The 21,642-nt window shown below is 65.2% G+C and carries 26 protein-coding genes and 4 pseudogenes; 28 read left to right on the top strand and 2 right to left on the bottom strand.

The window, feature by feature from the left end:
* Positions 1-209 (bottom strand): annotated as a pseudogene (locus MBELCI_RS06460) (hypothetical protein); the annotation flags it as partial.
* 262 nt (positions 210-471) lie between these two features.
* Positions 472-729 carry a hypothetical protein gene (locus tag MBELCI_RS06455; protein WP_021693358.1) on the bottom strand — a complete coding sequence of 86 codons (258 nt, stop codon included), beginning with the start codon at positions 727-729 and terminating at the stop codon, positions 472-474.
* A gap of 278 nt (positions 730-1,007) precedes the next feature.
* On the opposite strand from MBELCI_RS06455, the gene MBELCI_RS06450 reads away from it, so the two are divergent.
* From MBELCI_RS06450 to MBELCI_RS06315, 28 genes and pseudogenes are all read left to right on the top strand, one after another.
* Positions 1,008-1,616, top strand: a complete 609-nt coding sequence (locus MBELCI_RS06450; protein ID WP_021693357.1) for a response regulator transcription factor — start codon at positions 1,008-1,010, stop codon at positions 1,614-1,616.
* A 294-nt stretch (positions 1,617-1,910) separates the two neighbouring features.
* Entirely contained in the window at positions 1,911-3,791 is a 1,881-nt protein-coding gene (locus MBELCI_RS06445; RefSeq protein ID WP_021693356.1) for a hypothetical protein, read from the top strand.
* A gap of 90 nt (positions 3,792-3,881) precedes the next feature.
* Positions 3,882-4,097: a 50S ribosomal protein L29 gene (gene rpmC / locus MBELCI_RS06440; protein ID WP_021693355.1), complete on the top strand. Its 216-nt coding sequence runs from the start codon at positions 3,882-3,884 to the stop codon at positions 4,095-4,097.
* 4 nt (positions 4,098-4,101) lie between these two features.
* Complete coding sequence (gene rpsQ, locus MBELCI_RS06435; RefSeq protein ID WP_021693354.1) at positions 4,102-4,332, top strand: 30S ribosomal protein S17; 231 nt, start codon at positions 4,102-4,104, stop codon at positions 4,330-4,332.
* Between the two features lie 76 nt (positions 4,333-4,408).
* Complete coding sequence (gene rplN, locus MBELCI_RS06430) at positions 4,409-4,777, top strand: 50S ribosomal protein L14 (protein WP_017928025.1); 369 nt, start codon at positions 4,409-4,411, stop codon at positions 4,775-4,777.
* Positions 4,777-5,081: pseudogene (gene rplX / locus MBELCI_RS06425) on the top strand (50S ribosomal protein L24). The gene rplN and the pseudogene rplX overlap by 1 nt, the downstream one beginning before the upstream one ends.
* Positions 5,081-5,644: a 50S ribosomal protein L5 gene (gene rplE / locus MBELCI_RS06420; protein WP_021693352.1), complete on the top strand. Its 564-nt coding sequence runs from the start codon at positions 5,081-5,083 to the stop codon at positions 5,642-5,644. Before rplX ends, rplE begins: the two are co-directional and overlap by 1 nt.
* 21 nt (positions 5,645-5,665) lie before the next feature.
* Positions 5,666-5,971 (top strand): 30S ribosomal protein S14, encoded by a 306-nt coding sequence (gene rpsN, locus MBELCI_RS06415; protein ID WP_017928028.1) that lies wholly within the window; start codon positions 5,666-5,668, stop codon positions 5,969-5,971.
* A gap of 13 nt (positions 5,972-5,984) precedes the next feature.
* The gene (gene rpsH, locus MBELCI_RS06410) at positions 5,985-6,377 is read left to right on the top strand and encodes a 30S ribosomal protein S8 (RefSeq protein ID WP_021693351.1); all 393 of its coding nucleotides are present in this window, start codon (positions 5,985-5,987) and stop codon (positions 6,375-6,377) included.
* Positions 6,378-6,389: 12 nt separating this feature from the next.
* On the top strand, positions 6,390-6,923 hold the full coding sequence (rplF, locus tag MBELCI_RS06405; RefSeq protein ID WP_021693350.1) for a 50S ribosomal protein L6: 534 nt from the start codon (positions 6,390-6,392) through the stop codon (positions 6,921-6,923).
* 12 nt (positions 6,924-6,935) lie between these two features.
* Positions 6,936-7,295: a 50S ribosomal protein L18 gene (gene rplR, locus MBELCI_RS06400; protein ID WP_021693349.1), complete on the top strand. Its 360-nt coding sequence runs from the start codon at positions 6,936-6,938 to the stop codon at positions 7,293-7,295.
* Positions 7,296-7,306: 11 nt separating this feature from the next.
* Entirely contained in the window at positions 7,307-7,864 is a 558-nt protein-coding gene (gene rpsE / locus MBELCI_RS06395) for a 30S ribosomal protein S5 (protein WP_021693348.1), read from the top strand.
* 11 nt (positions 7,865-7,875) lie between these two features.
* Positions 7,876-8,061, top strand: a complete 186-nt coding sequence (rpmD, locus tag MBELCI_RS06390) for a 50S ribosomal protein L30 (RefSeq protein ID WP_021693347.1) — start codon at positions 7,876-7,878, stop codon at positions 8,059-8,061.
* 272 nt (positions 8,062-8,333) lie between these two features.
* The gene (rplO, locus tag MBELCI_RS06385) at positions 8,334-8,810 is read left to right on the top strand and encodes a 50S ribosomal protein L15 (RefSeq protein ID WP_021693346.1); all 477 of its coding nucleotides are present in this window, start codon (positions 8,334-8,336) and stop codon (positions 8,808-8,810) included.
* Between the two features lie 107 nt (positions 8,811-8,917).
* The gene (secY, locus tag MBELCI_RS06380) at positions 8,918-10,291 is read left to right on the top strand and encodes a preprotein translocase subunit SecY (protein WP_021693345.1); all 1,374 of its coding nucleotides are present in this window, start codon (positions 8,918-8,920) and stop codon (positions 10,289-10,291) included.
* Positions 10,288-10,956 (top strand): adenylate kinase, encoded by a 669-nt coding sequence (locus MBELCI_RS06375; RefSeq protein WP_021693344.1) that lies wholly within the window; start codon positions 10,288-10,290, stop codon positions 10,954-10,956. The genes secY and MBELCI_RS06375 overlap by 4 nt, the downstream gene beginning before the upstream one ends.
* A 210-nt stretch (positions 10,957-11,166) precedes the next feature.
* Positions 11,167-11,535, top strand: a complete 369-nt coding sequence (gene rpsM / locus MBELCI_RS06370) for a 30S ribosomal protein S13 (RefSeq protein ID WP_021693343.1) — start codon at positions 11,167-11,169, stop codon at positions 11,533-11,535.
* Positions 11,536-11,547: 12 nt separating this feature from the next.
* On the top strand, positions 11,548-11,940 hold the full coding sequence (gene rpsK / locus MBELCI_RS06365; RefSeq protein ID WP_021693342.1) for a 30S ribosomal protein S11: 393 nt from the start codon (positions 11,548-11,550) through the stop codon (positions 11,938-11,940).
* Positions 11,941-12,055: 115 nt separating this feature from the next.
* A pseudogene (locus tag MBELCI_RS06360) lies at positions 12,056-13,071 on the top strand (DNA-directed RNA polymerase subunit alpha).
* A gap of 113 nt (positions 13,072-13,184) precedes the next feature.
* A complete protein-coding gene (rplQ, locus tag MBELCI_RS06355) occupies positions 13,185-13,604 on the top strand; it encodes a 50S ribosomal protein L17 (RefSeq protein WP_021693340.1) in 420 nt (139 codons plus the stop codon).
* Between the two features lie 164 nt (positions 13,605-13,768).
* Positions 13,769-14,380, top strand: coding sequence for an autoinducer binding domain-containing protein (locus tag MBELCI_RS06350; protein WP_021693339.1), 612 nt, complete (start codon positions 13,769-13,771; stop codon positions 14,378-14,380).
* Positions 14,381-14,487: 107 nt separating this feature from the next.
* The gene (locus tag MBELCI_RS06345; RefSeq protein WP_021693338.1) at positions 14,488-15,837 is read left to right on the top strand and encodes a replication-associated recombination protein A; all 1,350 of its coding nucleotides are present in this window, start codon (positions 14,488-14,490) and stop codon (positions 15,835-15,837) included.
* Positions 15,838-15,928: 91 nt separating this feature from the next.
* Positions 15,929-16,282: a fluoride efflux transporter CrcB gene (gene crcB, locus MBELCI_RS06340; RefSeq protein ID WP_021693337.1), complete on the top strand. Its 354-nt coding sequence runs from the start codon at positions 15,929-15,931 to the stop codon at positions 16,280-16,282.
* The gene (locus MBELCI_RS06335) at positions 16,279-17,337 is read left to right on the top strand and encodes an RluA family pseudouridine synthase (RefSeq protein WP_021693336.1); all 1,059 of its coding nucleotides are present in this window, start codon (positions 16,279-16,281) and stop codon (positions 17,335-17,337) included. Before crcB ends, MBELCI_RS06335 begins: the two co-directional genes overlap by 4 nt.
* A pseudogene (locus tag MBELCI_RS06330) lies at positions 17,334-18,007 on the top strand (HAD-IA family hydrolase). The gene MBELCI_RS06335 and the pseudogene MBELCI_RS06330 overlap by 4 nt, the downstream one beginning before the upstream one ends.
* A complete protein-coding gene (locus MBELCI_RS06325; protein WP_021693334.1) occupies positions 18,004-18,711 on the top strand; it encodes an ATP12 family chaperone protein in 708 nt (235 codons plus the stop codon). Before MBELCI_RS06330 ends, MBELCI_RS06325 begins: the two are co-directional and overlap by 4 nt.
* Before the next feature lie 247 nt (positions 18,712-18,958).
* Entirely contained in the window at positions 18,959-19,978 is a 1,020-nt protein-coding gene (locus MBELCI_RS06320; protein ID WP_021693333.1) for an amino acid ABC transporter substrate-binding protein, read from the top strand.
* 137 nt (positions 19,979-20,115) lie between these two features.
* Entirely contained in the window at positions 20,116-21,642 is a 1,527-nt protein-coding gene (locus MBELCI_RS06315; protein ID WP_021693332.1) for an amino acid ABC transporter permease, read from the top strand.

Genomic DNA, 21,642 nt, shown 5'->3' with positions numbered 1-21,642 from the left:
AGATTGCGGCTGACCAGCGCATATTCGATGATCTCGCCCGGCCGCACGCTCTCGCGCTCCACCAAAACCTCATCGCCCCCATCCGTCATCTCGACAACGCTGAACGTCAGTTCGCTGGAAAGATCCTGGGCAAAAACCGGGGCCGCGCAGAAGACACCCATGACGCCGGCGATCCCGCCGCACAGGGTTCTGCTTATCTTGTCTTTCATGTTCGATGTCCTTCTTGTGGAAGTGCAGGGAAAGGAATTCGGCCAGTCGTTGCCGTCCTTTCCTCACAATATCCACGAATTGCAGGCATCTAGTTCATCCGGGAGGGTAGTAATTCGTGCATCGGGTGAACTCCTGTCCACAGGCATATATTGATGCGGCCTTGCGGATGTATTCTCCGGCGCTGTCAGCCCCGGCTGAAATGTGAAATGCCCGCCATGGGAATGGCGGGCATTTGCAGCAGGTCGGAATTGTATTTTGAATTCAGGCGTCAGAGCCTCGGACGCGTGCCTGAATGACCGCGAAGAGCACGATCGAGCATTGCGTGCTCAGGACGTAGCCGAGGAAAGAGGCGAGGAGCCCGTAACCCATGAGCAGCATTGCCGCGGCGAGCATCATGCCCGTCAGCATGGAGAGGACCAGCAGGCCCATCACATGATTGCCGCCATCATCGTCCGAGATCATCTCGTTGAATTGCGGCGCGGGCAGGTCGAGGGGGCGGTTCAGCGGCTGGGTGTTCATGTCGTGCTCCTGCGGTTTCGGGTTGAGATCATATTGACCCGATCTGGAGAATCTTTCCGACGGCGGCTGGATATGAATCGATGTCTGAGGTCTCAATGCCTCTCCATCTGCAGGGGCTATCCTATCCGATAGGCGTGTCGGAATGTTCCGCGACGTACCGTCACGACGTGACTTCACGCCAAGCGCCTTGAAATTTTCACAAAGGGCAGGAGATTGTGACCCATATCGCGGGTCCGGTTGTCTGTCGAATAGGTCGGATCAATTCAAAAGGATGTACCATGCATATTCTGATTGCCGATGATCACGACCTCGTTCGCGAAATGATGGCCTCCTATCTGGAGAAGGAGGGCGGGATAAAAGTGACCCAGTCCGCCAATTACGACCAGGCTTTCACCGAATTGAAAAAGAACGGCCCCTTCGAACTCGTTCTTCTCGATTACAAGATGCCCGGAATGCGCGGGCTCGAGGGGCTCAAGCAGGCGCTTGGCGCCAGCGGCGGCAATCCTGTCGCGCTGGTGTCGGGCGACGCCGATCGCACGGTCGCGGAAGAGGCGCTGGGGGCGGGTGCGGCAGGGTTCCTCCCCAAGACCATGTCCGCCAAATCCGTCATCAACGCCGTGAAGTTCATGGCGCTGGGGGAAACCTTCGCGCCGATCGATTTCATGACCGCAAAGGACGAGGACAACCCGGCCGCCGGTCACCTGACCAAGCGCGAGCAGCAGGTGCTCAAGGGGCTGTCGGTCGGAAAGTCCAACAAGGAGATCGGCCGCGATTGCGGGATTCAGGAAGTCACCGTCAAGCTGCACGTCAAGACGCTGTGCCGCAAGCTCGGTGCCCGAAACCGCACCCAGGCCGCCATTGCCGCCAAGGATCAGCGGCTGATCTGAGCCGCACCCGGCGCATGTGTGCGAAACCTCGCTTCGGACAGGGAGCGGCTGCCGCGACGGCCCGCGATCGCGACATGATGGGGCGGGCCGTCCTTGATCGGGCGTTCGATCGTCAGGCGGGCCGTCGCATCGCACCTTCGTTCGGGTAGTCCCGCCATCTGAAGGGCATGCTCGGCCCGCTCCTTCTGAAGGCTAGGATGCGTTCGACCGCTCTTGATGACCGGAAGGGCGCCCGCCTCACCCCGTCTTTCGTGACCTCATGCCTCCACGCCTTGTCGGCGAGGAGGTATTGTCATGTCGATCACGTTGCCTGTCGGAAGCCTCGTGCCCGATACTGCCGCGACCTCCGGCCTTTTTGGTGGCAATGTCCTCGCCACGCGGTCGAGCATGACCGGCGAGGGATCGTATGACGAGGCCGTCGACGGGCTGAACGTCGCGGGGCTTCGATATCCCGGAGGCTCGCTCACCGAATACTGCTTTGACATTTCGGACCCCGACGCCGCCGAAGCGATCGACGACCGGACGGGCGAGGCGACGGATTTCATCCCCCTGTCGGAGTTCATGTCCTATGCCGGGATGAACGGACATGCCGTGACGATCGTGCTTCCGACCCGGACGCAATTCGGCACGCAGACAGATGCGAATGGCAACCGGTCACCCGAGGTGGACGAGGGCACTCTGCGCGACTTCGTCCATGATCTGATGACTGGTGAATATGGCGATGCGCAGGTCCGCGCTCTCGAGATCGGCAATGAATATTGGGGTTCGGGCGAATGCAGCGCCGTGGAATACGGCCGGCTAGCAGCCGAGATGTCGCGGATCGTCCGGGACGAGCTCGACCTGGTGGAGCGGCTCCATGGCATCGACACGTCCCAGACGAAGCTCCTCGTCCAGATGGGCAGCAACCATGGCAGCTCCTGTCTTTCGGACGCGTATGGGGGCCAGGACGGCGTGCAGGCGATCGCGGATCTGATGGCGCGCTTTCCGTCATCCGACATTTCCGAGAACTGCCTCTATGCCAGTGGCGACGTCAACTGGACCCAAGCCAATGATGCCTTGATCCGCATGTCCTTCGACACGACCGAAAGCCGTGACGCGATCGACGGGGTGGTCGCGCATGTCTATTCCCAAGGCACGACCTTCAGCAGGCAGTTCGCTCTCGACTGCATCCGCTCAGGCTGGCTCGAACAGGAGGGGTTCGAGGATCTGGAGATCCACGTGACCGAATGGAACCAGCGGATGGGAGAGCAGCCAGACGGCACCGAGCCGGGGGGGCTGGTGCAGGCGCAGGAGATGCTCGAACTGGTCGAGGAGTTCATGTCGTCGGGCGTGGAGCAGGCGCATGTCTGGCCCCTGATCCAGAACACGACGAACGCCCTCGCATCGGGGTTCGATTACGACGCGCCGTCCGTCGCGGGCGAGATGTTCTCGATGATGTCGCGGCACCTTCCGGGCAAGAGCCTCGTCGACATGGTGGCGAACGACCCCGACGAGACGGAGTTCAGCGCGGGAGAGGCCGACATTCACGCATTCGCGGGCGACGGCGACATGCTGCTCTATGTTCTGTCCAAGGCTGACACGCCGGTTTCGATGGACATCGACCTTTCCGCATTCCTTGCGGCCGCAGGCAGGGTCGAGATATCCGTTCTCGGACGAAGCCCAGATGCCGAAGGCGCGGAGCGCGCGCTACATGTGGCGCAGGGGCGGGATCAACCACCCGGACCGTCGCACGACATGACCGTCGAATGCGATCTGGCGGCGGACGAGATCATGCAGGTGGTCATCCATGACATCGTCCCGACCGAGACATTTGCTGCGGTCCTTGGTGCTCCGGCGTCCGGGGATGTTTCATCGGAACCGGTGTCTCCCGACGGCTTCGAGGTGGATGATGCCTCTTCAACGGATGGTATCGAACAGCTCGCGCTCCGGAGGAAACGGAGGCTTCGGAGGATGGCAGCTGGGCAGGCCTGTCGGCGGCCTTGGCGCTTCTGCCGTTGCTGGCTCTTTTCGGGGTCTAGGCGGTTCGTTCCGGCAATGGGGCCCTTCGCCCATGCCATCCGTCGCACTCCCTCCACGCCAGCCTGTCGGCGGCACGCGCAACCGGCGCGCAGGTGCAGGACAGCGGGCGCGAGGGCGTCGGAGAAAGGGTTTGCATCCTCGACCCGTGTCGGTTAGGGACAGCGCTCATTCACCTAGTCCACCGGAATCAGGGTGACCCTCTCGATGATGAAAGGGGCCTTCCGGTGATGTCGAAAGGACAGACCCATGGCGCTCCATGCCAAGGAACTCCGCGACAAGTCCGCGGACCAGCTCCGCGAGCAACTCGTCGACCTCAAGAAAGAAGCGTTCAACCTGCGCTTCCAGCAGGCCACCGGCCAGCTCGAGAACACCGCGCGCATGCGCGTCGTCAAGCGCGGCGTCGCCCGTATCAACACCATTCTGAACCAGAAGGCGGCCGCGGCCGCCGGCACGGAGGCCTGAGCCCATGCCCAAACGCATCCTGCAAGGCGTCGTGACCTCGAACCAGAACGCGCAGACTGTCACCGTGTCGGTCGAGCGTCGTTTTACGCATCCGGTTCTGAAGAAGACGATCCGTAAGTCCAAGAAGTATCGGGCTCACGACGAAGCGAACTCCTTCAATGTGGGCGACAGCGTCCGCATCCAGGAATGCGCTCCGAAATCCAAGACCAAGCGCTGGGAAGTGATCGCCGAGTAAGGCGTTTCATCTTCCAGCTTGAACGAAACCCTGGGGAGAAGGCCATTGAGAGCCCCCCAAAGGTCGGGAGAAACCCATGATCCAGATGCAGACCAATCTGGATGTCGCTGACAACTCCGGCGCACGCCGGGTGCAGTGCATCAAGGTCCTCGGCGGTTCGCACCGCCGGTATGCGTCGGTCGGCGACATCATCGTGGTGTCCGTCAAGGAAGCGATCCCCCGTGGCCGCGTGAAGAAAGGTGACGTCCGCAAGGCCGTCGTCGTGCGCACCGCCAAGGAAGTTCGCCGCGAAGACGGCACTTCGATCCGCTTCGACCGCAACGCGGCCGTCATTCTCAACAACAACAACGAGCCGGTCGGCACCCGTATCTTCGGGCCGGTGGTTCGTGAGCTGCGCGCGAAGAACTTCATGAAGATCATCTCGCTTGCGCCGGAGGTGCTGTAATGGCTGCCAAACTCCGCAAGGGTGACAAGGTCGTCGTTCTGACCGGCAAGGACAAGGGCAAGACCGGCGAGATCCTCTCGGTCAACCCCACCGCCGGCAAGGCCGTGGTCGAAGGGCTCAACGTCGCCATTCGTCACGTCAAGCAAAGCCAGTCCGACCAGGGCGGCCGCCAGCCCAAGTCGATGCCGATCCAACTGTCGAACCTGGCCATCGTCGATGCCAACGCAAACCGGCCCGCGTGGGCTTCCGCGAGGAAGACGGCAAGAAGGTCCGCTTTGCCAAGACAACCGGGGACGTGATCTGATGCTCGACACCGCGAACTACACCCCGCGTCTCAAGGCGTCCTTCGCCGACGAGATCAAGGCCAAACTCCGCGAGGAGTTCGGTTACAAGAACGACATGCAGATCCCGCGCCTGGACAAGATCGTCCTGAACATCGGCGCCGGGGCCGAGGCCGTCCGCGATTCCAAGAAAGCCAAGTCCGCCCAGGACGATCTTTCGACGATCGCCGGTCAGCGTGCCGTCGTCACCAAGGCCAAGAAGTCGATCGCCGGCTTCCGCGTCCGCGAGGACATGCCACTCGGCAGCAAGGTCACGCTGCGCGGCGACCGGATGTACGAATTCCTCGACCGCCTGATCACCGTGGCGATGCCCCGGATCCGCGACTTCCGTGGCGTCCCCGGCAAGAGCTTCGACGGCCGTGGCAACTACGCCATGGGCCTCAAGGAGCACATCGTGTTCCCGGAGATCAACTTCGACAAGGTCGACGAGGTCTGGGGCATGGACATCGTCATCTGCACCACCGCGAAGACCGACGCGGAAGCGAAGGCGCTGTTGAAGCATTTCAACATGCCGTTCAACAGCTGATCCGCGGGAGGAAAGAGAGATATGGCCAAGAAATCCATGATCGAACGCGAGAAGAAGCGCGAGCGTCTGGTGGCGCAGTATGCCGCCAAGCGCGCCGAGCTCAAGGCGATCGCGAACGATAAAGACAAGCCCGTGGAAGAGCGCTTCAAGGCGAACCTGAAGCTCGCGCAACTGCCGCGCAACAGCTCGCCCACCCGTCTTCACAACCGCTGCCAGCTGACGGGGCGTCCGCACGCCTACTATCGCAAGCTGAAACTCAGCCGGATCATGCTGCGCGAGCTCGGCTCGAACGGGGAAATCCCCGGCATGGTCAAGTCGAGCTGGTAAGGAGGGTCCACAGATGAACGATCCCATCGGTGATATGCTGACCCGCATCCGCAACGCGCAGATGCGTCACAAGTCCACCGTCATCACCCCCGCCTCCAAGCTGCGCGGCTGGGTGCTCGATGTCCTCGCCGACGAAGGCTACATCCGTGGCTACGAGTCGACCACCGGCAAGGACGGGCACCCCGCTCTCGAGATCAGCCTGCGCTATTACGAAGGCGCCCCGGTGATCCGTGAGTTGAAGCGGGTCTCCAAGCCCGGTCGCCGCGTTTATATGAGCGTCAACGACCTCCCGGCTCCGCGCCAGGGTCTCGGCGTCTCGATCGTCTCCACGCCCCGCGGCGTGATGTCGGATGCAAATGCACGCGCAGCCAATGTCGGCGGCGAAGTGCTTTGCACCGTATTCTAAGGAGGGTCCGGAATGTCTCGTATCGGTAAACGCCCGGTCGCTCTGCCCAGCGGCGTGACCGCCAACCTGTCGGGCCAGTCGGTCGAAGTGAAGGGGCCCAAGGGCACCCGCAGCTTCACCGCCACCGACGACGTCACGCTGACGCTCGAGGATGGCGCGATCTCGATCACGCCCCGCGGCACGTCCAAGCGCGCACGTCAGCAGTGGGGCATGTCCCGCTCGATGGTGCAGAACCTCGTCACCGGCGTCTCGGAGGGCTTCAAGAAGGAGCTCGAGATCCAGGGCGTGGGCTACCGTGCCCAGATGCAGGGCAATGTCCTGAAGCTGGCGCTCGGCTACAGCCACGACGTGAACTTCGAGGTGCCGCAGGGCGTCACGGTCACGGCGCCCAAGCAGACCGAGATCGTGGTCGAAGGCATCGACCAGCAGCAGGTTGGACAGGTTGCGGCGAACATTCGCGAGTGGCGCGCTCCCGAGCCCTACAAGGGCAAGGGCATCCGCTACAAAGGCGAGTTCATCTTCCGCAAGGAAGGCAAGAAGAAGTAAGGACGCGAAAAAATGGCAAACAGCAAACGGGATCTGTTCCTGAAGCGCCGTCAGCGCGTCCGGAGCAAGCTGCGCAAGGTGAACGCGGGGCGTCCGCGTCTCTCCGTGCACCGCAGCAACAAGAACATCAGCGTCCAGCTGATCGACGACGTGAACGGCGTCACTCTCGCCTCGGCCTCCTCTTTGGAGAAGGATCTGGGCATCATCGGGAAGAACAACGTCGAGGCGGCCGCGAAGGTCGGTGCGGCGATCGCAGAGCGTGCGAAGGCGGCCGGCGTGTCCGAAGCCTATTTCGACCGCGGCGGCTTCCTGTTCCACGGCAAGGTCAAGGCGCTCGCTGACGCGGCCCGTGACGCCGGCCTGAAGATCTGAGGAGACGTAACATGGCAGAACGTGACAACCGTCGCCGCGACCGCGATGAGAACCCGGAATTCGCCGATCGTCTCGTGGCGATCAACCGGGTCTCCAAGACGGTCAAGGGCGGCAAGCGCTTCGGCTTCGCGGCGCTCGTCGTCGTCGGTGACCAGAAGGGCCGTGTCGGCTTCGGCAAGGGCAAGGCCAAGGAGGTCCCCGAGGCCATCCGCAAGGCCACCGAGCAGGCGCGCCGCAACCTGATCCGCGTGCCGCTGCGCGAGGGTCGGACCCTGCACCACGACATGGAAGGCCGCCACGGCGCCGGCCGTGTCGTCATGCGGGCGGCACCCGCGGGTACCGGCATCATCGCCGGCGGCCCGATGCGTGCGGTGTTCGAGATGCTCGGGCTTCAGGACGTCGTGTCCAAGTCGCTCGGCTCGCAGAACCCGTACAACATGATCCGCGCGACGCTGGACGGCCTCCGCGCCGAGCAGTCGCCGCGTGCGGTCGCCCAGCGTCGCGGCAAGAAGGTCGCCGACATTCTGCGCAAGCCCGAAGAGGCCGGCGCCGAAGTCGCCGAAGCCTGAGGAGAGCGGACATGGCAACCATCGTCGTCAAGCAGATCGGCTCGCCGATCCGTCGCCCCGCCGTTCAGCGTGCCACGCTGAAGGGCCTCGGGCTCAACAAGATGCACCGCACCCGCGAGCTCGAGGACACCCCCTCGGTGCGCGGCATGGTGAACTCGATCCCGCACCTCGTGCAGATCATCGAAGAAAAGGCCTGAGCCGCCGGCTCAGCGCGAACAGGAAGGGCGCCGCGGGAAACCGTGGCGCCCTTTTCGCATGCCTTTGGGCATCGCCGCCAAGAAGCGGAAGCAGCAGGAAGCGACCGGAGCGGGGCGGAGGTCCGGCCTTCGCCTGTCCCGCACGGCTTGCATGCGCGGCGCGAGGATCGTATACGCCGCCGGTGGCCCTTTCGAGGGGTCCGAATCCATTCAATGAAGCCGCGTTTGCCCGTTCCGTCGCTGGGGGGCAGTTCCGGCAAAGGAGAAGCGACATGAAACTCAACGAACTGCGCGACAATCCGGGCGCCACCAAGAAACCCAAGCGCGTCGGCCGTGGCCCGGGCTCGGGCACCGGTAAAATGGGTGGCCGCGGCATCAAGGGTCAGAAGTCCCGTTCGGGCGTGGCCATCAAGGGCTACGAGGGCGGCCAGATGCCGCTCTACCAGCGTCTGCCCAAGCGCGGCTTCAACAAGCCGAACCGCCGCGAATACGCCGTCGTCAACCTGGGCCTGATCCAGAAGTTCATCGATGCGGGCAAGATCGACGCCGGTCAGGACATCACCGAGGATGCGCTGATCGCGTCAGGCCTGGTGCGCCGCAAGCGCGACGGCATCCGCGTTCTGTCCAAGGGCGAGTTCACCTCCAAGGCCAACCTCGCCGTGACCGGCGCGTCCAAGGGCGCGATCGAGGCGGTCGAGAAGGCGGGCGGCAAGCTCACCCTCACCGCACCGGCGGCCGCCGCCGAATAATCGGTGGCCGGGGGGTCTTGCGCTCCCCAGCCCCGTCACCGACTGTTCCCGCGCCGCCGACCGGAAGACCCCGGTCCGGCGGCGCTGACATGACATAGAGAGCCCCGATGGCATCAGCAGCAGAACAGATGGCCGCCAACATGAGCTGGGGGGCCTTCGGCAAGGCCACCGAGCTCCGTCAGCGGATCCTCTTCACGATCGGCCTCCTGATCGTCTACCGGCTCGGCACCTTCATCCCCGTGCCGGGGATCGACGGTGCCGCGCTGCGCAATTTCATGGAGAGCGCGGCCTCCGGCATCGGCGGCATCCTGTCGATGTTCACCGGCGGCGCTCTGAGCCGGATGGGCATCTTCGCCCTCGGCATCATGCCCTACATCTCCGCCTCGATCATCGTGCAGCTCATGGCCTCGATGTACGAGCCGCTCAAGCAGCTCAAGAAAGAGGGCGAGCAGGGCCGCAAGAAGATCAACCAGTACACTCGCTACTTCACCGTGGTGCTGGCGACATTCCAGGCCTACGGCCTCGCCGTCAGCTTGGAGGCGGGCGATCTCGTCACCGACCCGGGCCTGTTCTTCCGCGCCTCGACGATGATCACCCTTGTCGGCGGCACCATGTTCCTGATGTGGCTGGGCGAGCAGATCACCGCGCGCGGCATCGGCAACGGCATCTCGCTGATCATCTTCGTCGGCATCATCGCCGAAGTGCCCGCCGCTCTGGCGCAGTTCCTGAGTCAGGGCCGGTCCGGCGCGATCTCCCCGGCGGTGATCCTGCTGGTTGTCGCCATGGTGATCGGCGTGCTCACCTTCGTGGTGTTCATGGAGCGGTCCCTCAGGAAGATCCACATCCAGTACCCCCGCCGCCAGGTCGGCATGAAGGTCTATGATGGCGGCTCCTCGCACCTGCCGATCAAGGTCAACCCGGCCGGCGTGATCCCGGCGATCTTCGCCTCGGCGCTGCTGTTGCTGCCGACCACGCTCTCGACCTTCTCGGGCGGGCAGGGCGGTCCGGTGATGTCGACGATCCTCGCCTATTTCGGTCCCGGTCAGCCACTCTACCTGATCTTCTTCGCGGCGATGATCATCTTTTTCACCTACTTCTACACCCGCGAAGTGGCGTTCAAAACCGAGGAAGTCGCTGACAACCTCAAGAACCAGAACGGCTTCATCCCCGGCATCCGTCCCGGCAAGCGCACGGCCGAGTATCTCGACTATGTGCTGAACCGCATTCTGGTCCTCGGCTCGGCCTATCTGGCACTCGTCGCGCTCCTGCCCGAGATCCTGCGCAGCCAGCTGGCGATCCCGTTCTACTTTGGTGGCACTTCGATCCTGATCATCGTGTCTGTAGGCATGGACACGATCCAGCAGGTGCAGAGCCATCTGCTCGCGCATCAGTACGAGGGGCTGATCGAGAAATCGCAGCTGCGCGGGAGGCGCGGCGGCAAGACCAACAAGACCAAGCCGAGGGGGCCCGCGCGCCGATGACCACGAACATCATTCTTCTGGGGCCGCCGGGGGCGGGCAAGGGCACGCAGGCCAAGCGTCTGGTCGAGGAGCGCGGCATGGTCCAGCTCTCGACCGGCGACATGCTGCGCGAAGCCCGCTCCTCGGGCACCGAGATGGGCAAACGCGTCGCTGCCGTCATGGACCGGGGCGAGCTGGTGACTGACGAGATCGTCATCGGCCTCATCCGCGAGAAGCTGACCTCGGGCAAGGCGTCGGGCGGTTACATCTTCGACGGGTTCCCGCGCACGCTGGCGCAGGCCGACGCGCTGGGTGAGCTGCTCTCCGAACTCGGCCAGATGCTCGACCACGTGATCGAGATGCGGGTCGATGACGAGGTGCTCGTCGCACGGATCACCGGCCGGTCGACCTGCGCCAATTGCGGCGAGGTCTATCACGACGTGACCCGGCCCGTTCCCGCGAGCGGCGAATGCGCCAATTGCGGCTCGACCGAGATCAAGCGCCGGGCCGACGACAACGAGGACGCGCTGCGCACGCGGCTGCTCGCCTATTACAAGCAGACCTCGCCGCTGATCGGCTATTACCACGCCAAGGGCCAGCTCGAGAGCGTCGACGGCCTCGCCGCGATCGAGGCAGTCTCGGCCGAGATCGCGGGGCTTCTGGGCGCGCAGACCCAGGACGCCTGACAGCTCTGTCGAGGTCGCGGGCGGGGGGCTTGACCCGCTGCCCGCCAGCCCATAGACAGCCCCATCCCGAAAGGGAATCATTTCGCGCAGGTTAACGGGTCGCCCCCGGCCATGCGCGGATCACCTCGCAGGATGCGGCCCGGTTCGTCCGGGCCTCAGTTGTGAAAAAAGGCTCCGGTATCACGGAGCCGCAACGAAAGGACGCTAAACGTGGCACGTATTGCCGGCGTGAACATCCCGACCGCTAAGCGGGTTCCGATCGCCCTCACCTACATCACCGGTATCGGTGACACGACCGCCCGCCAGATCTGCGAAGCCGTCGGAATCGACGTGACCCGCAGGGTCAACGACCTGTCGGACGCCGAAGTTCTGGCCATCCGCGAGCACATCGACGCCAACCTCACCGTGGAAGGCGACCTGCGTCGCGAGGCCACGATGAACGTCAAGCGCCTGATGGACCTCGGCTGCTACCGTGGCCTGCGCCACCGTCGCAACCTGCCGGTCCGCGGCCAGCGTACCCACACCAACGCTCGCACCCGCAAAGGCCCCGCAAAGGCCATTGCCGGCAAGAAGAAATAAGGGGACGCATCAATGGCACGTGATACCCGTCGCGGAGGCAAGAAGAAGGTCTCCAAGAACATCGCCGCAGGCGTGGCGCATGTGAACTCCTCGTTCAACAACACCAAGATCCTGATCTCGGATGTGCAGGGCAACGCGATCTCCTGGTCGTCCGCCGGCACCATGGGCTTCAAGGGGTCGCGCAAGTCGACCCCCTACGCCGCTCAGCTGGCCGCCGAAGACGCGGGCCGCAAGGCACAGGAACATGGCGTGAAGACGCTCGAAGTCGAAGTGCAGGGTCCCGGTTCGGGCCGCGAGAGCGCGCTGCGCGCTCTGGCCGCCGTCGGCTTCAACATCACCTCGATCCGCGACGTGACGCCGATGGCCCATAACGGCTGCCGTCCGCCCAAGCGCCGCCGCGTCTGAGTCTATACTACCTGTTCGGGGCCGCGCCTTGCTGCGCGGCCCCGAACCGTCATTTTGAAACCTCGGGCGTCCGGCTCTTCGGGACCATGGAGCACGGACAGGAATGGAGGGACGCATGATCCACAAGAATTGGGCCGAGCTGATCAAGCCGACGCAGCTCGACGTCAAGCCGGGCAACGATCCGTCGCGTCAGGCGACCGTGGTCGCCGAGCCGCTCGAGCGTGGCTTCGGCCTGACGCTCGGCAACGCGCTGCGCCGCGTGCTGATGTCGTCGCTTCAGGGTGCGGCCATCACCTCCGTCCAGATCGACAACGTGCTGCACGAGTTCTCCTCGATCGCCGGTGTCCGCGAGGACGTGACCGACGTGGTGCTGAACCTCAAGGGCGTGGCCATCCGCATGGAAGTCGAAGGCCCCAAGCGCCTCTCCGTGCAGGCGACCGGCCCCGGCGTCGTCACCGCCGGTGACATCTCCGAGACCGCGGGCATCGAGATCCTGAACAAGGATCACGTGATCTGCCACCTCGACGATGGCGCCAATCTCTACATGGAGCTGACCGTCAACACCGGCAAAGGCTATGTCGCGGCCGACCGCAACAAGCCCGAGGATGCGCCGATCGGCATGATCGCCATCGATGCCATCTACTCGCCGGTCAAGAAGGTGTCCTACGACGTGCAGCCGACCCGCGAGGGTCAGGTGCTCGACTATGACAAGCTGACCATGAAGGTCGAGACCGACGGTTCGCTCACGCCCGATGACGCCGTGGCCTATGCCGCGCGCATCCTGCAGGACCAGCTGTCGATCTTCGTGAACTTCGACGAGCCGGAATCGGCCTCGGCCGGCGCGCTCGACGACGGGCTCGAGTTCAACCCGCTGCTGCTGAAGAAGGTCGACGAGCTCGAGCTTTCGGTCCGCTCGGCGAACTGCCTGAAGAACGACAACATCGTCTATATCGGCGACCTGATCCAGAAGACCGAAGCGAGATGCTCCGCACCCCGAACTTCGGCCGCAAGTCGCTCAACGAGATCAAGGAAGTGCTGTCGGGCATGGGCCTGCATCTCGGCATGGACGTCGAGGATTGGCCGCCGGACAACATCGAAGACCTGGCCAAGAAGTTCGAAGACCAGTTCTGAGTTTCACTGGGGGCGGGTGACCGCCCCCAGCACGACCCGGGCATCCCGCCCCAAGGAGAGCGATCGACACGCATCGGTCGCCGGACAAAGCAAAACGCTATAGGAGACACCCAATGCGTCATGGAAGTGGCTATCGCCGCCTGAACCGTACCCACGAGCATCGCAAGGCGATGTTCGCGAACCTCGCCGGCTCGTTGATCGAGCACGAGCAGATCAAGACCACGCTGCCCAAGGCGAAAGACCTGCGCCGCGTGATCGAGAAGCTTGTGACCCTTGGCAAGCGCGGCGACCTGCACGCCCGCCGTCAGGCCGCGTCCCAGCTCAAGCAGGACGCCTATGTCGCCAAGCTGTTCGACATCCTCGGGCCGCGCTACGCCGAGCGTCAGGGTGGCTATGTCCGCGTTCTGAAGGCCGGCTTCCGCTACGGCGACATGGCGCCGATGGCGATCATCGAGTTCGTCGACCGCGACGTCGATGCCAAGGGTGCCGCCGACCGCGCCCGACTCGAAGCGGAAGACGCCGCCGCCGAGTGATCGGCAGAGTGATAGGGACCCGATCCCTAAGCGTAGCGCTCCACCCCGAAAGGGTGGGGCGTTTTTGGTTAATGTCGTAACGTCAATGACTTATGCCTTGGGAGGGCACCGGCGGTCTGCCTAGAAGGAAGGATATGTAGCATCCTTTCAGGAGTGAAGACGCCATGTCCCTCGGAGCCGGTATCGACCTGCATATTCGCCAGCTCGCCACTCTCGCGCCGGATGGGTTCTTCTTCGCGCTGCACATCCGTTTCGCCCTGCCGCTGATGAGCCATGAGACCTTTCCCGAGGGCTGGACGGAACGCTACACCGAGGAGGCCTACGCGCTGCGCGATCCGATCATCGCATGGGGCTTCAGCACCACCGGCACCTGTCGCTGGAGCGACATCGAGATCCCCGATCCTTTCGACATCTTCGGGCAGGCGCGCGAGTTCGGGATGAATTACGGCTTCTCGGTGGCCTGCGGTCCCGTCAAATCGCGCACCATCGCCTCGGCCTGCCGCCCCGACCGCGAGTTTGCCGACGAGGAGATCGCCAGCTTCGCCGCGGTGATCGAACATCTGCACGAGATCACGGAGCCGCCGCGCGCCCTTACCAAGGCGCAGATCGAGGCGCTGCAATGCATCGCCAACGGCGATCGCCACACTGCCGCGGCGGCCCGCCTCGGTATCTCGGAAAGCGCGCTCAAGGCGCGGTTGGCTTCGGCACGCACCACGTTGCTGGCCCGCACCACCGCCGAAGCGATCCAACGCGCTCGGAACTACCGGCTGCTCTGATCCGCGCCCGGGGCCTCTACGGGACGCTCCGCCCGACCGGCCCCCATATTTCGGCAGCAATACCAAATCCCTTGGCAGTTATCCACAGCTGCACTAGATTTGGGGGCATGGCTGATCTGTTCGACAATTTTCCCGACACGCCCGTCCAACCTCCGCGCCGCGGCACGGTGCCCGAGGCCGCGCACCGGCCGCTGGCCGACCGGCTGCGGCCCAAGGTGCTAGGCGAGGTGATCGGTCAGGAGCAGGTGCTGGGCCCCGAGGCCCCGCTCGGCGCGATGCTGGCGGCGGGATCGCTGTCATCGCTGATACTGTGGGGACCGCCCGGCGTCGGCAAGACCACCATCGCGCGGCTGCTGGCCGATGCGTCGGATCTGGCCTTCGTGCAGGTCAGCGCGATCTTCACCGGGGTCGCGGACCTCAAGAAGGTGTTCGAGGCCGCCAAGCTCAGGCGCGGGCAGGGGCGTGCCACCCTTCTTTTTGTCGACGAGATCCACCGCTTCAACAAGGCGCAGCAGGACGGTTTCCTGCCACATATGGAGGACGGCACGATCCTTCTCGTCGGGGCCACGACCGAGAATCCCTCCTTCGAGCTCAACGCCGCGCTTCTGAGCCGGGCGCAGGTGCTGGTGCTGACCCGGCTCGACCTCGCCGATCTCGAACGTCTGGCCCAGCGCGCCGAGAAGGAGCTGGGCCGGGCCTTGCCCCTCGATGGGGCGGCGCGTGAGGCGCTTCTGGAGATGGCCGATGGCGACGGGCGGGCGCTCTTGAACCTGATCGAGCAGGTGACGGCGTGGAAGACCGACACCCGGCTCGGGGTCGAGGCGCTGACATCGCGGCTGATGAAGCGGGTGGCCAAATACGACAAGTCCGGCGACGAGCATTACAACCTCATCTCGGCCCTGCACAAATCGGTCCGCGGCTCGGATCCGGACGCGGCGCTCTATTGGCTGGCGCGGATGCTGACCGGTGGCGAGGACCCGCGCTACCTCGCGCGGCGCATCACCCGCATGGCGGTCGAGGATATCGGGCTGGCCGATCCGCAGGCGCAGACGATCTGCCTTCATGCATGGGAAACCTATGAGCGGCTCGGCTCGCCCGAAGGCGAGTTGGCGCTGGGGCAGGCCGTGACCTATCTCGCCCTCGCGCCGAAATCCAACGCCGGATACGCCGCCTTCAAGGCGGCGATGGCCGAGGCGCGCAAGACCGGCTCCGAGCCGCCGCCCAAGCACATCCTCAATGCCCCGACCCGGTTGATGAAGGAACAGGGTTACGGCAAGGGCTATGATTACGATCACGATGCCGAGGACGCGTTCTCGGGGCAGAACTACTTCCCCGAGACGATGAAGCGGCCGGTCTATTACACCCCCGTCGATCGCGGCCATGAGCGCGAGCTGCGCAAGCGGGTGGAGTTCTTTGCCGGGCTGCGCGAGAAGCGCAGGCGTAGTGGGGGCAGCTGAACCGGCCGATGCGGCGCTGTGTCAATGCCGGAGGCGATGGGGCATGGCAGGCCCGGCTTGACAAGCGCGGCGCGCGCGCGACACCGCGCGGATGATGACATCCCTTGCATTGGTGGCCTTCGGCGGCGCCACGGGCGCGAGCCTGCGGTTTCTCGTGGGGCAGGCGCTGGCCTTTCCCATCGGCACGTTCGCCGTGAACCTTGCGGGCAGCTTCGCGATCGGCGTGCTGTTCGTCTGGCTCTCGGGTCGCGACGCGCCGCTGGCGCCCTTGCTGATCACCGGTCTGCTGGGCGGCTTCACCACCTTCTCGGCCTTTTCTCTCGATGCGCTGCGCCTTGTCGAGGCGGGGCGCCTTGGGGCGGCGCTGGCTTATGTGGCGGGATCGGTCATTCTCTCAATCGCGGCCTGCGCTTTGGGCCTCTGGATCGCAAGGAGCCTCTCATGAGCGGCGTGCAGACCATCACCGTCGGCCCCGACGAGGGCGAACAGCGGCTCGACCGTTGGCTCAAGCGGCGCTTTCCCCATCTTGTCCAGACCCGGATCGAGAAGATGTGCCGCAAGGGCGAGCTTCGGGTCGAAGGCGGGCGCGTGAAGCCCGCGACCCGGCTCGAGGTCGGCCAGAGCGTGCGCGTGCCCCCGATCCCCGAGGCGCACGAGGTCGAGAGCCGGCCCGTGGACCGCAGCCAGATCTCCAAGAAGGACGCGGAGATGATCCGCGGCTGCGTGATCTTTCGCGACGAGCACATCATCGCCATCAACAAACCCGCGGGCCTGCCGACCCAAGGCGGCTCCGGCGTCTCCAAGCATGTCGACGGGCTCGCCGAGGCGCTGCGCGATGGGTTCGAGGACAAGCCGCGCCTCGTGCACCGGCTCGACAAGGACACCTCGGGCGTGCTGCTGCTGGCGCGCACCCGCATGGCTGCCAAGGGGCTGACCGAGAACTTCAAGCACCGCGAGACGCGCAAGATCTACTGGGCCGCCGTTGCCGGCGCGCCGCAGCCGCGCGCGGGCATCATCAAATACGGTCTCGTCAAGGCGATGGGCCACGGCAAGGGTGGCGAGGGCGAGAAGATGCAGTGCATTCATCCCGCCGAGGTCGACAAGACGCCCGGCGCCAAGCGCGCCACTACCGAGTTCGCCACGATCAGCGCGCTGGGACAGCGGGTGTCCTGGATGGCGCTGGTGCCGGTGACGGGGCGCACGCACCAGCTGCGCGCCCACATGGCCGAGATGGGCCACCCCGTCGTGGGCGACGGCAAATACGGCGGCTCGGGGCAGGAAAACCTCGGCGATGGCTGGGGCTCGGGCCTCGGCGCCGAGATCGACCGCAAGCTGCACCTGCACGCCCGCTCGCTGCGGATCGAGCATCCGATCACCAAGGCCGTGCTGCAACTCGTGGCACCCTTGCCCGAACACATGGAGCGGACCTGGGACTTTCTCGGCTGGGAGCCGCGCGAAGCGCCGCTCGATCCGTTCGACCCGGACGATGCGCTGGCATGAGCGAGCTGCGGCTGGTGATCTTCGACGTCGACGGCACGCTCGTCGACAGCCAGCGCGACATCCTCGCCGCGATGGCGGCGGCCTTCGGCTCACAGGGGCTGGAGACGCCCCCGCGCGAGCGGGTGCTGTCGGGCGTCGGCCTGTCGCTGCCCGAGACGTTCCTGCGGCTGGCGGGCGAGCAGGGGGCCGATATTCGCGCCCGGATGATCGACGCCTACTGCACCGCCTATGCCGATCTGCGGCAGGCGCACGGCCCCGAGAGCAGCCCGTTCTACGCAGGTGCACGCGAAACGCTCGATCGCCTGGCGGGCGAGCCTCACACGCTTCTGGCCGTGGCCACCGGCAAGTCGCGGCGCGGGCTCGATAGGTTGATCGAGGCGCATGGGCTGGAGGGTATGTTCCAAAGCCGTCAGACCGCCGATGACCACCCTCGAAGCCCAACCCCGCGATGATCCGCGCGGCTCTGGACGAGACGGGCGTGACGGCGCGGCGCGCGGTGATGATCGGCGACACCCGCTTTGATGTCGACATGGCGCACGCGGCGGGGGTGGCCTCGATCGGGGTCGCATGGGGCTATCAACCGGCGGCGGGCCTCTCCGCCGACCGGATCATTCACGACTGGGCCGAGCTCGCGCCCGCGCTCGACGATCTGACGGAGACGACCTCATGAGCGAATGGAAGGCCAAGCGGTTCTGGAAAGAGGCCAACGTGGCCCCAGCCGAGGGCGGCTGGCAGGTGCTGCTCGACGCGCGCCCGGTGCGCACGCCCGCCAAGGTGCCTCTGATCCTGCCCACGCAGGCGCTGGCAGAGGCTCTCGCCGCCGAATGGCAGGCGCAGGAGGAGCGGATCGATCCGGGCAGCATGCCGCTGACCCGCACCGCCAATTCGGCGCTCGACAAGGTGGCGGTGCAGCGCGTCGAGGTGGCGCAGATGCTTGCGGCCTATGGCGGATCGGACCTGCTGTGCTACCGCGCCGAACGCCCCGCCGAGTTGATCGCACGGCAGGCGAGCGAATGGGACCCGCTGCTCGCCTGGGCCGAAGAGCGCCATGGCGCGCGGCTCGTCACCGCGACCGGGGTCATGCCGGTGGCGCAGGACGCGGCGGCGCTCGAGCGGCTGGCGGCCCCTGTCTTCGCCATGGAGCCCTTCGCCCTCGCGGCCTTTCACGATCTGGTGGCGCTTTCGGGGTCGCTGGTGCTGGCGCTGGCCGTCGTCGAGGAGCGGCTGGAGCCACGGGAGGCCTGGCGACTGTCGCGGCTCGACGAGGACTGGCAGATCGAGCAATGGGGCGACGACGAGGAGGCCGAGGCCATGGCCCGCGTCAAGGGCGCGGCCTTTCTCGATGCGGCGCGGTTCTGGGCGCTGCTCGGCTGAGAGGCGGACAGGTGGAGTAATGATCGGGCAGCCTCTTGAGGGGCTGCCCTTTTTTTGTGTCTTGGCGCCGCTTTACCCGGCGTTCGCGCCGTTACGTGACAGGGCGCGACCCTTGACCTGAAGCGAAATCATTGTCCAACTGCCTGCGTCGGGATCAATGGTCCTTGCATATTGCCGGATCGCGTCGCGGTCGGCTCCAAGACTGCCGCCCCCGCCAAGAGGGGCCGATACTCAGGAAGAGGTAAACATGAAGAAATCCGTTATCTTCGGCGCGCTGACCGCCACCGGTCTTCTCGCCGGAGCGGCTCAAGCCGCCACCCTCGACGACGTCAAGGAGCGCGGCGAGCTGAACTGCGGTGTGGTGACTGGCCTTGCTGGTTTCGGCGCCCCCGACGCCAACGGCGTCTGGGAAGGCTTTGACGTCGCCGTCTGTCGCGCCGTCGCCGCCGCGGTGCTGGGCGATCCCACCGCCGTCAACTTCGTGCCGACCACCGGCCAGACCCGCTTCACCGCGCTGGCTTCGGGCGAGATCGACGTACTCGCACGCAACACCACCTGGACCTTCTCGCGCGACACCGACCTGAAGTTCGATTTCATCGGCGTCAACTACTATGACGGCCAGGGCTTCATCGTGCCGACCGCGCTGGGCGTGTCCTCGGCCAAGGATCTGGACGGCGCCACCGTCTGCATCCAGACCGGCACCACCACCGAGCTGAACCTCGCGGACTTCTTCCGCAACAACAACATCAGCTACGAGCCCGTGCCCGTCGAGACCAACGCCGAGGCACAGCAGCAGTACCTCGCCGGGGCCTGTGACGCCTACACCACCGACGCCTCGGGCCTCGCCGCGACCCGCGCCACCTTCGAGAACCCGGGCGATCACGTGATCCTGCCCGAGATCATCTCCAAGGAGCCGCTCGGTCCGCTCGTGCGCCACGGCGACAACGAGTGGGGCGACATCGTGCGCTGGACGCTCAACGCGCTGATCGCCGCCGAAGAGTTCGGCGTGACCTCGGCCAATGTCAGCGAGCTGGCCGCCGCGCCGGGCACCAACCCCGAGGTGAACCGTCTGCTCGGCACCGAAGGCGAGCTGGGCGCGATGATCGGCCTCGAGAACGACTGGGCCAAGAACGCGATCGCCGCAGGTGGCAACTATGGCGAGATCTTCGAGAAGAACATCGGTGAGAACACCCCGATCGGTCTGGCTCGTGGCCTCAACGCACAGTGGACCAATGGCGGCCTGATCTACGCGCCGCCGTTCCGCTAAGCATTTCGGAAAGGGGCGCCGCGGCGCCCCTTTCCACCCATGAAGAACAAGGCGCGATGCGCCACCTGTCCCCGTCAGCAGGGCGCAGCCGGAGCAACCGGCGCGAGGCCTGCGCGGGGACCAACGGGGACCAGGACATGACAACGACCTCGGATGCGCCGAAGGCCGGGTTTCGCCCGAGCCAGCTGATCTACGACACCCGCTACCGCTCCCTGACCATCCAGGTAATTGCCTTCATCGCGCTGATGCTGGGGCTGAGCTGGCTGGTGTCGAACACGGTCGCCAACCTCTCCGCGCTCGGCAAGGATTTCGACTTCGGCTTTCTGGGCCAGCGCGCGGGCTATGACATCAACCAGCGCCTGATCGAATACGACAGCGCTTCGTCCCATGGCCGCGCCGCGCTCGTGGGCATCCTCAACACGCTGCTGGTCGCGGCGCTGGGCTGCGTGCTCGCCACCATCGTCGGAGTTCTGGCGGGCGTGCTGCGCCTGTCCAAGAACTGGCTCATCGCCAAGCTGATGGCGGTCTATGTCGAAGGCTTCCGCAACATCCCGGTGCTGCTGTGGATTCTGCTGATCTTCGCGCTGATGACAGAGGCCACGCCGCAGCCGCGCGATTTCCGCGAAGGCGGCGGCGCGTCGATGATCTTCGGCGATACCGTCGCCATCACCAATCGCGGCGTTTTCGTCCCCGCGCCCGCCTGGGGCAATGGCTCGCTGATCCTGCTGATCGTGCTGGTCCTGTCTCTCGTCGCGGTCTGGGGCTGGCGGCGCTATGCTCACAAGACCCAGGAGGAGACAGGCCGTATCCTGCCCATTGGCTGGGGCACGCTGGGCCTTTTGGTCGTGCCGCTCACCATCGCCTTCCTCGCGCTGTCGATGACTTCGGGCCGGGTCACGCAGCCGATCTACGTTGCCGGCGGCATAGAGGGAGCGAGCCTTGCCGAGTTTGGTGCTGCGCAACAGGGTATCAACGCCTGCGCCGTGCCCAATTCGACGGAATCTCTGAACCTGCGCCGCGCGTTGCGTGCCGAGGGGCTGCGCTTCAACGTCGTGCCGGTAACGACCGCCGAGGAGGCCATCGCCGCCGCCGAGGCCGGGCGCTGCAACATCCTGTCGCTGCCCGCTTCGACCGATGCCGCCACCGTGCCCGCAGGCGCCGTGGCGCTGTCGGACACGATCCAGCGCGGCAGCCCGGTGCAGTTCGAAAGCCCCGTGTTGGGCGGCTTCAACTTCGAGGGCGGGCTGCAGCTTCGCAACTCGCTGATCGCGCTGTGGCTGGCGCTGTCGCTCTACACCGGCGCCTTCATCGCCGAGAACGTGCGCGGCGGCATCCTGTCGGTCTCCAAGGGCCAGACCGAGGCGGCTTTCGCGCTGGGCATCAAGCCCTCGCGCACCATGCGCCTCGTCATCCTGCCGCAGGCGCTGCGCGTCATCATTCCGCCGATGATCTCGCAATACCTCAACCTCACCAAGAACTCCTCGCTGGCAATCGCGGTGGGCTACATGGATGCCCGATCGACGCTGGGGGGCATCACCATCAACCAGACTGGCAAGGAGCTGGAGGGAATGTTGCTCTTGGGACTGTTCTACCTCGTGACCAGCCTCGTCATCTCGAGCGCGATGAACCTCTACAATTCCCGCGTGAAGCTGAAGGAGCGCTGA

The sequence above is a fragment of the Limimaricola cinnabarinus LL-001 genome (genome assembly GCF_000466965.1).
GTDB lineage: Bacteria > Pseudomonadota > Alphaproteobacteria > Rhodobacterales > Rhodobacteraceae > Limimaricola > Limimaricola cinnabarinus.
The sequence above is the reverse complement of the archived record's forward strand: the minus strand, read 5'-3'. Positions and strand labels throughout refer to the sequence as shown.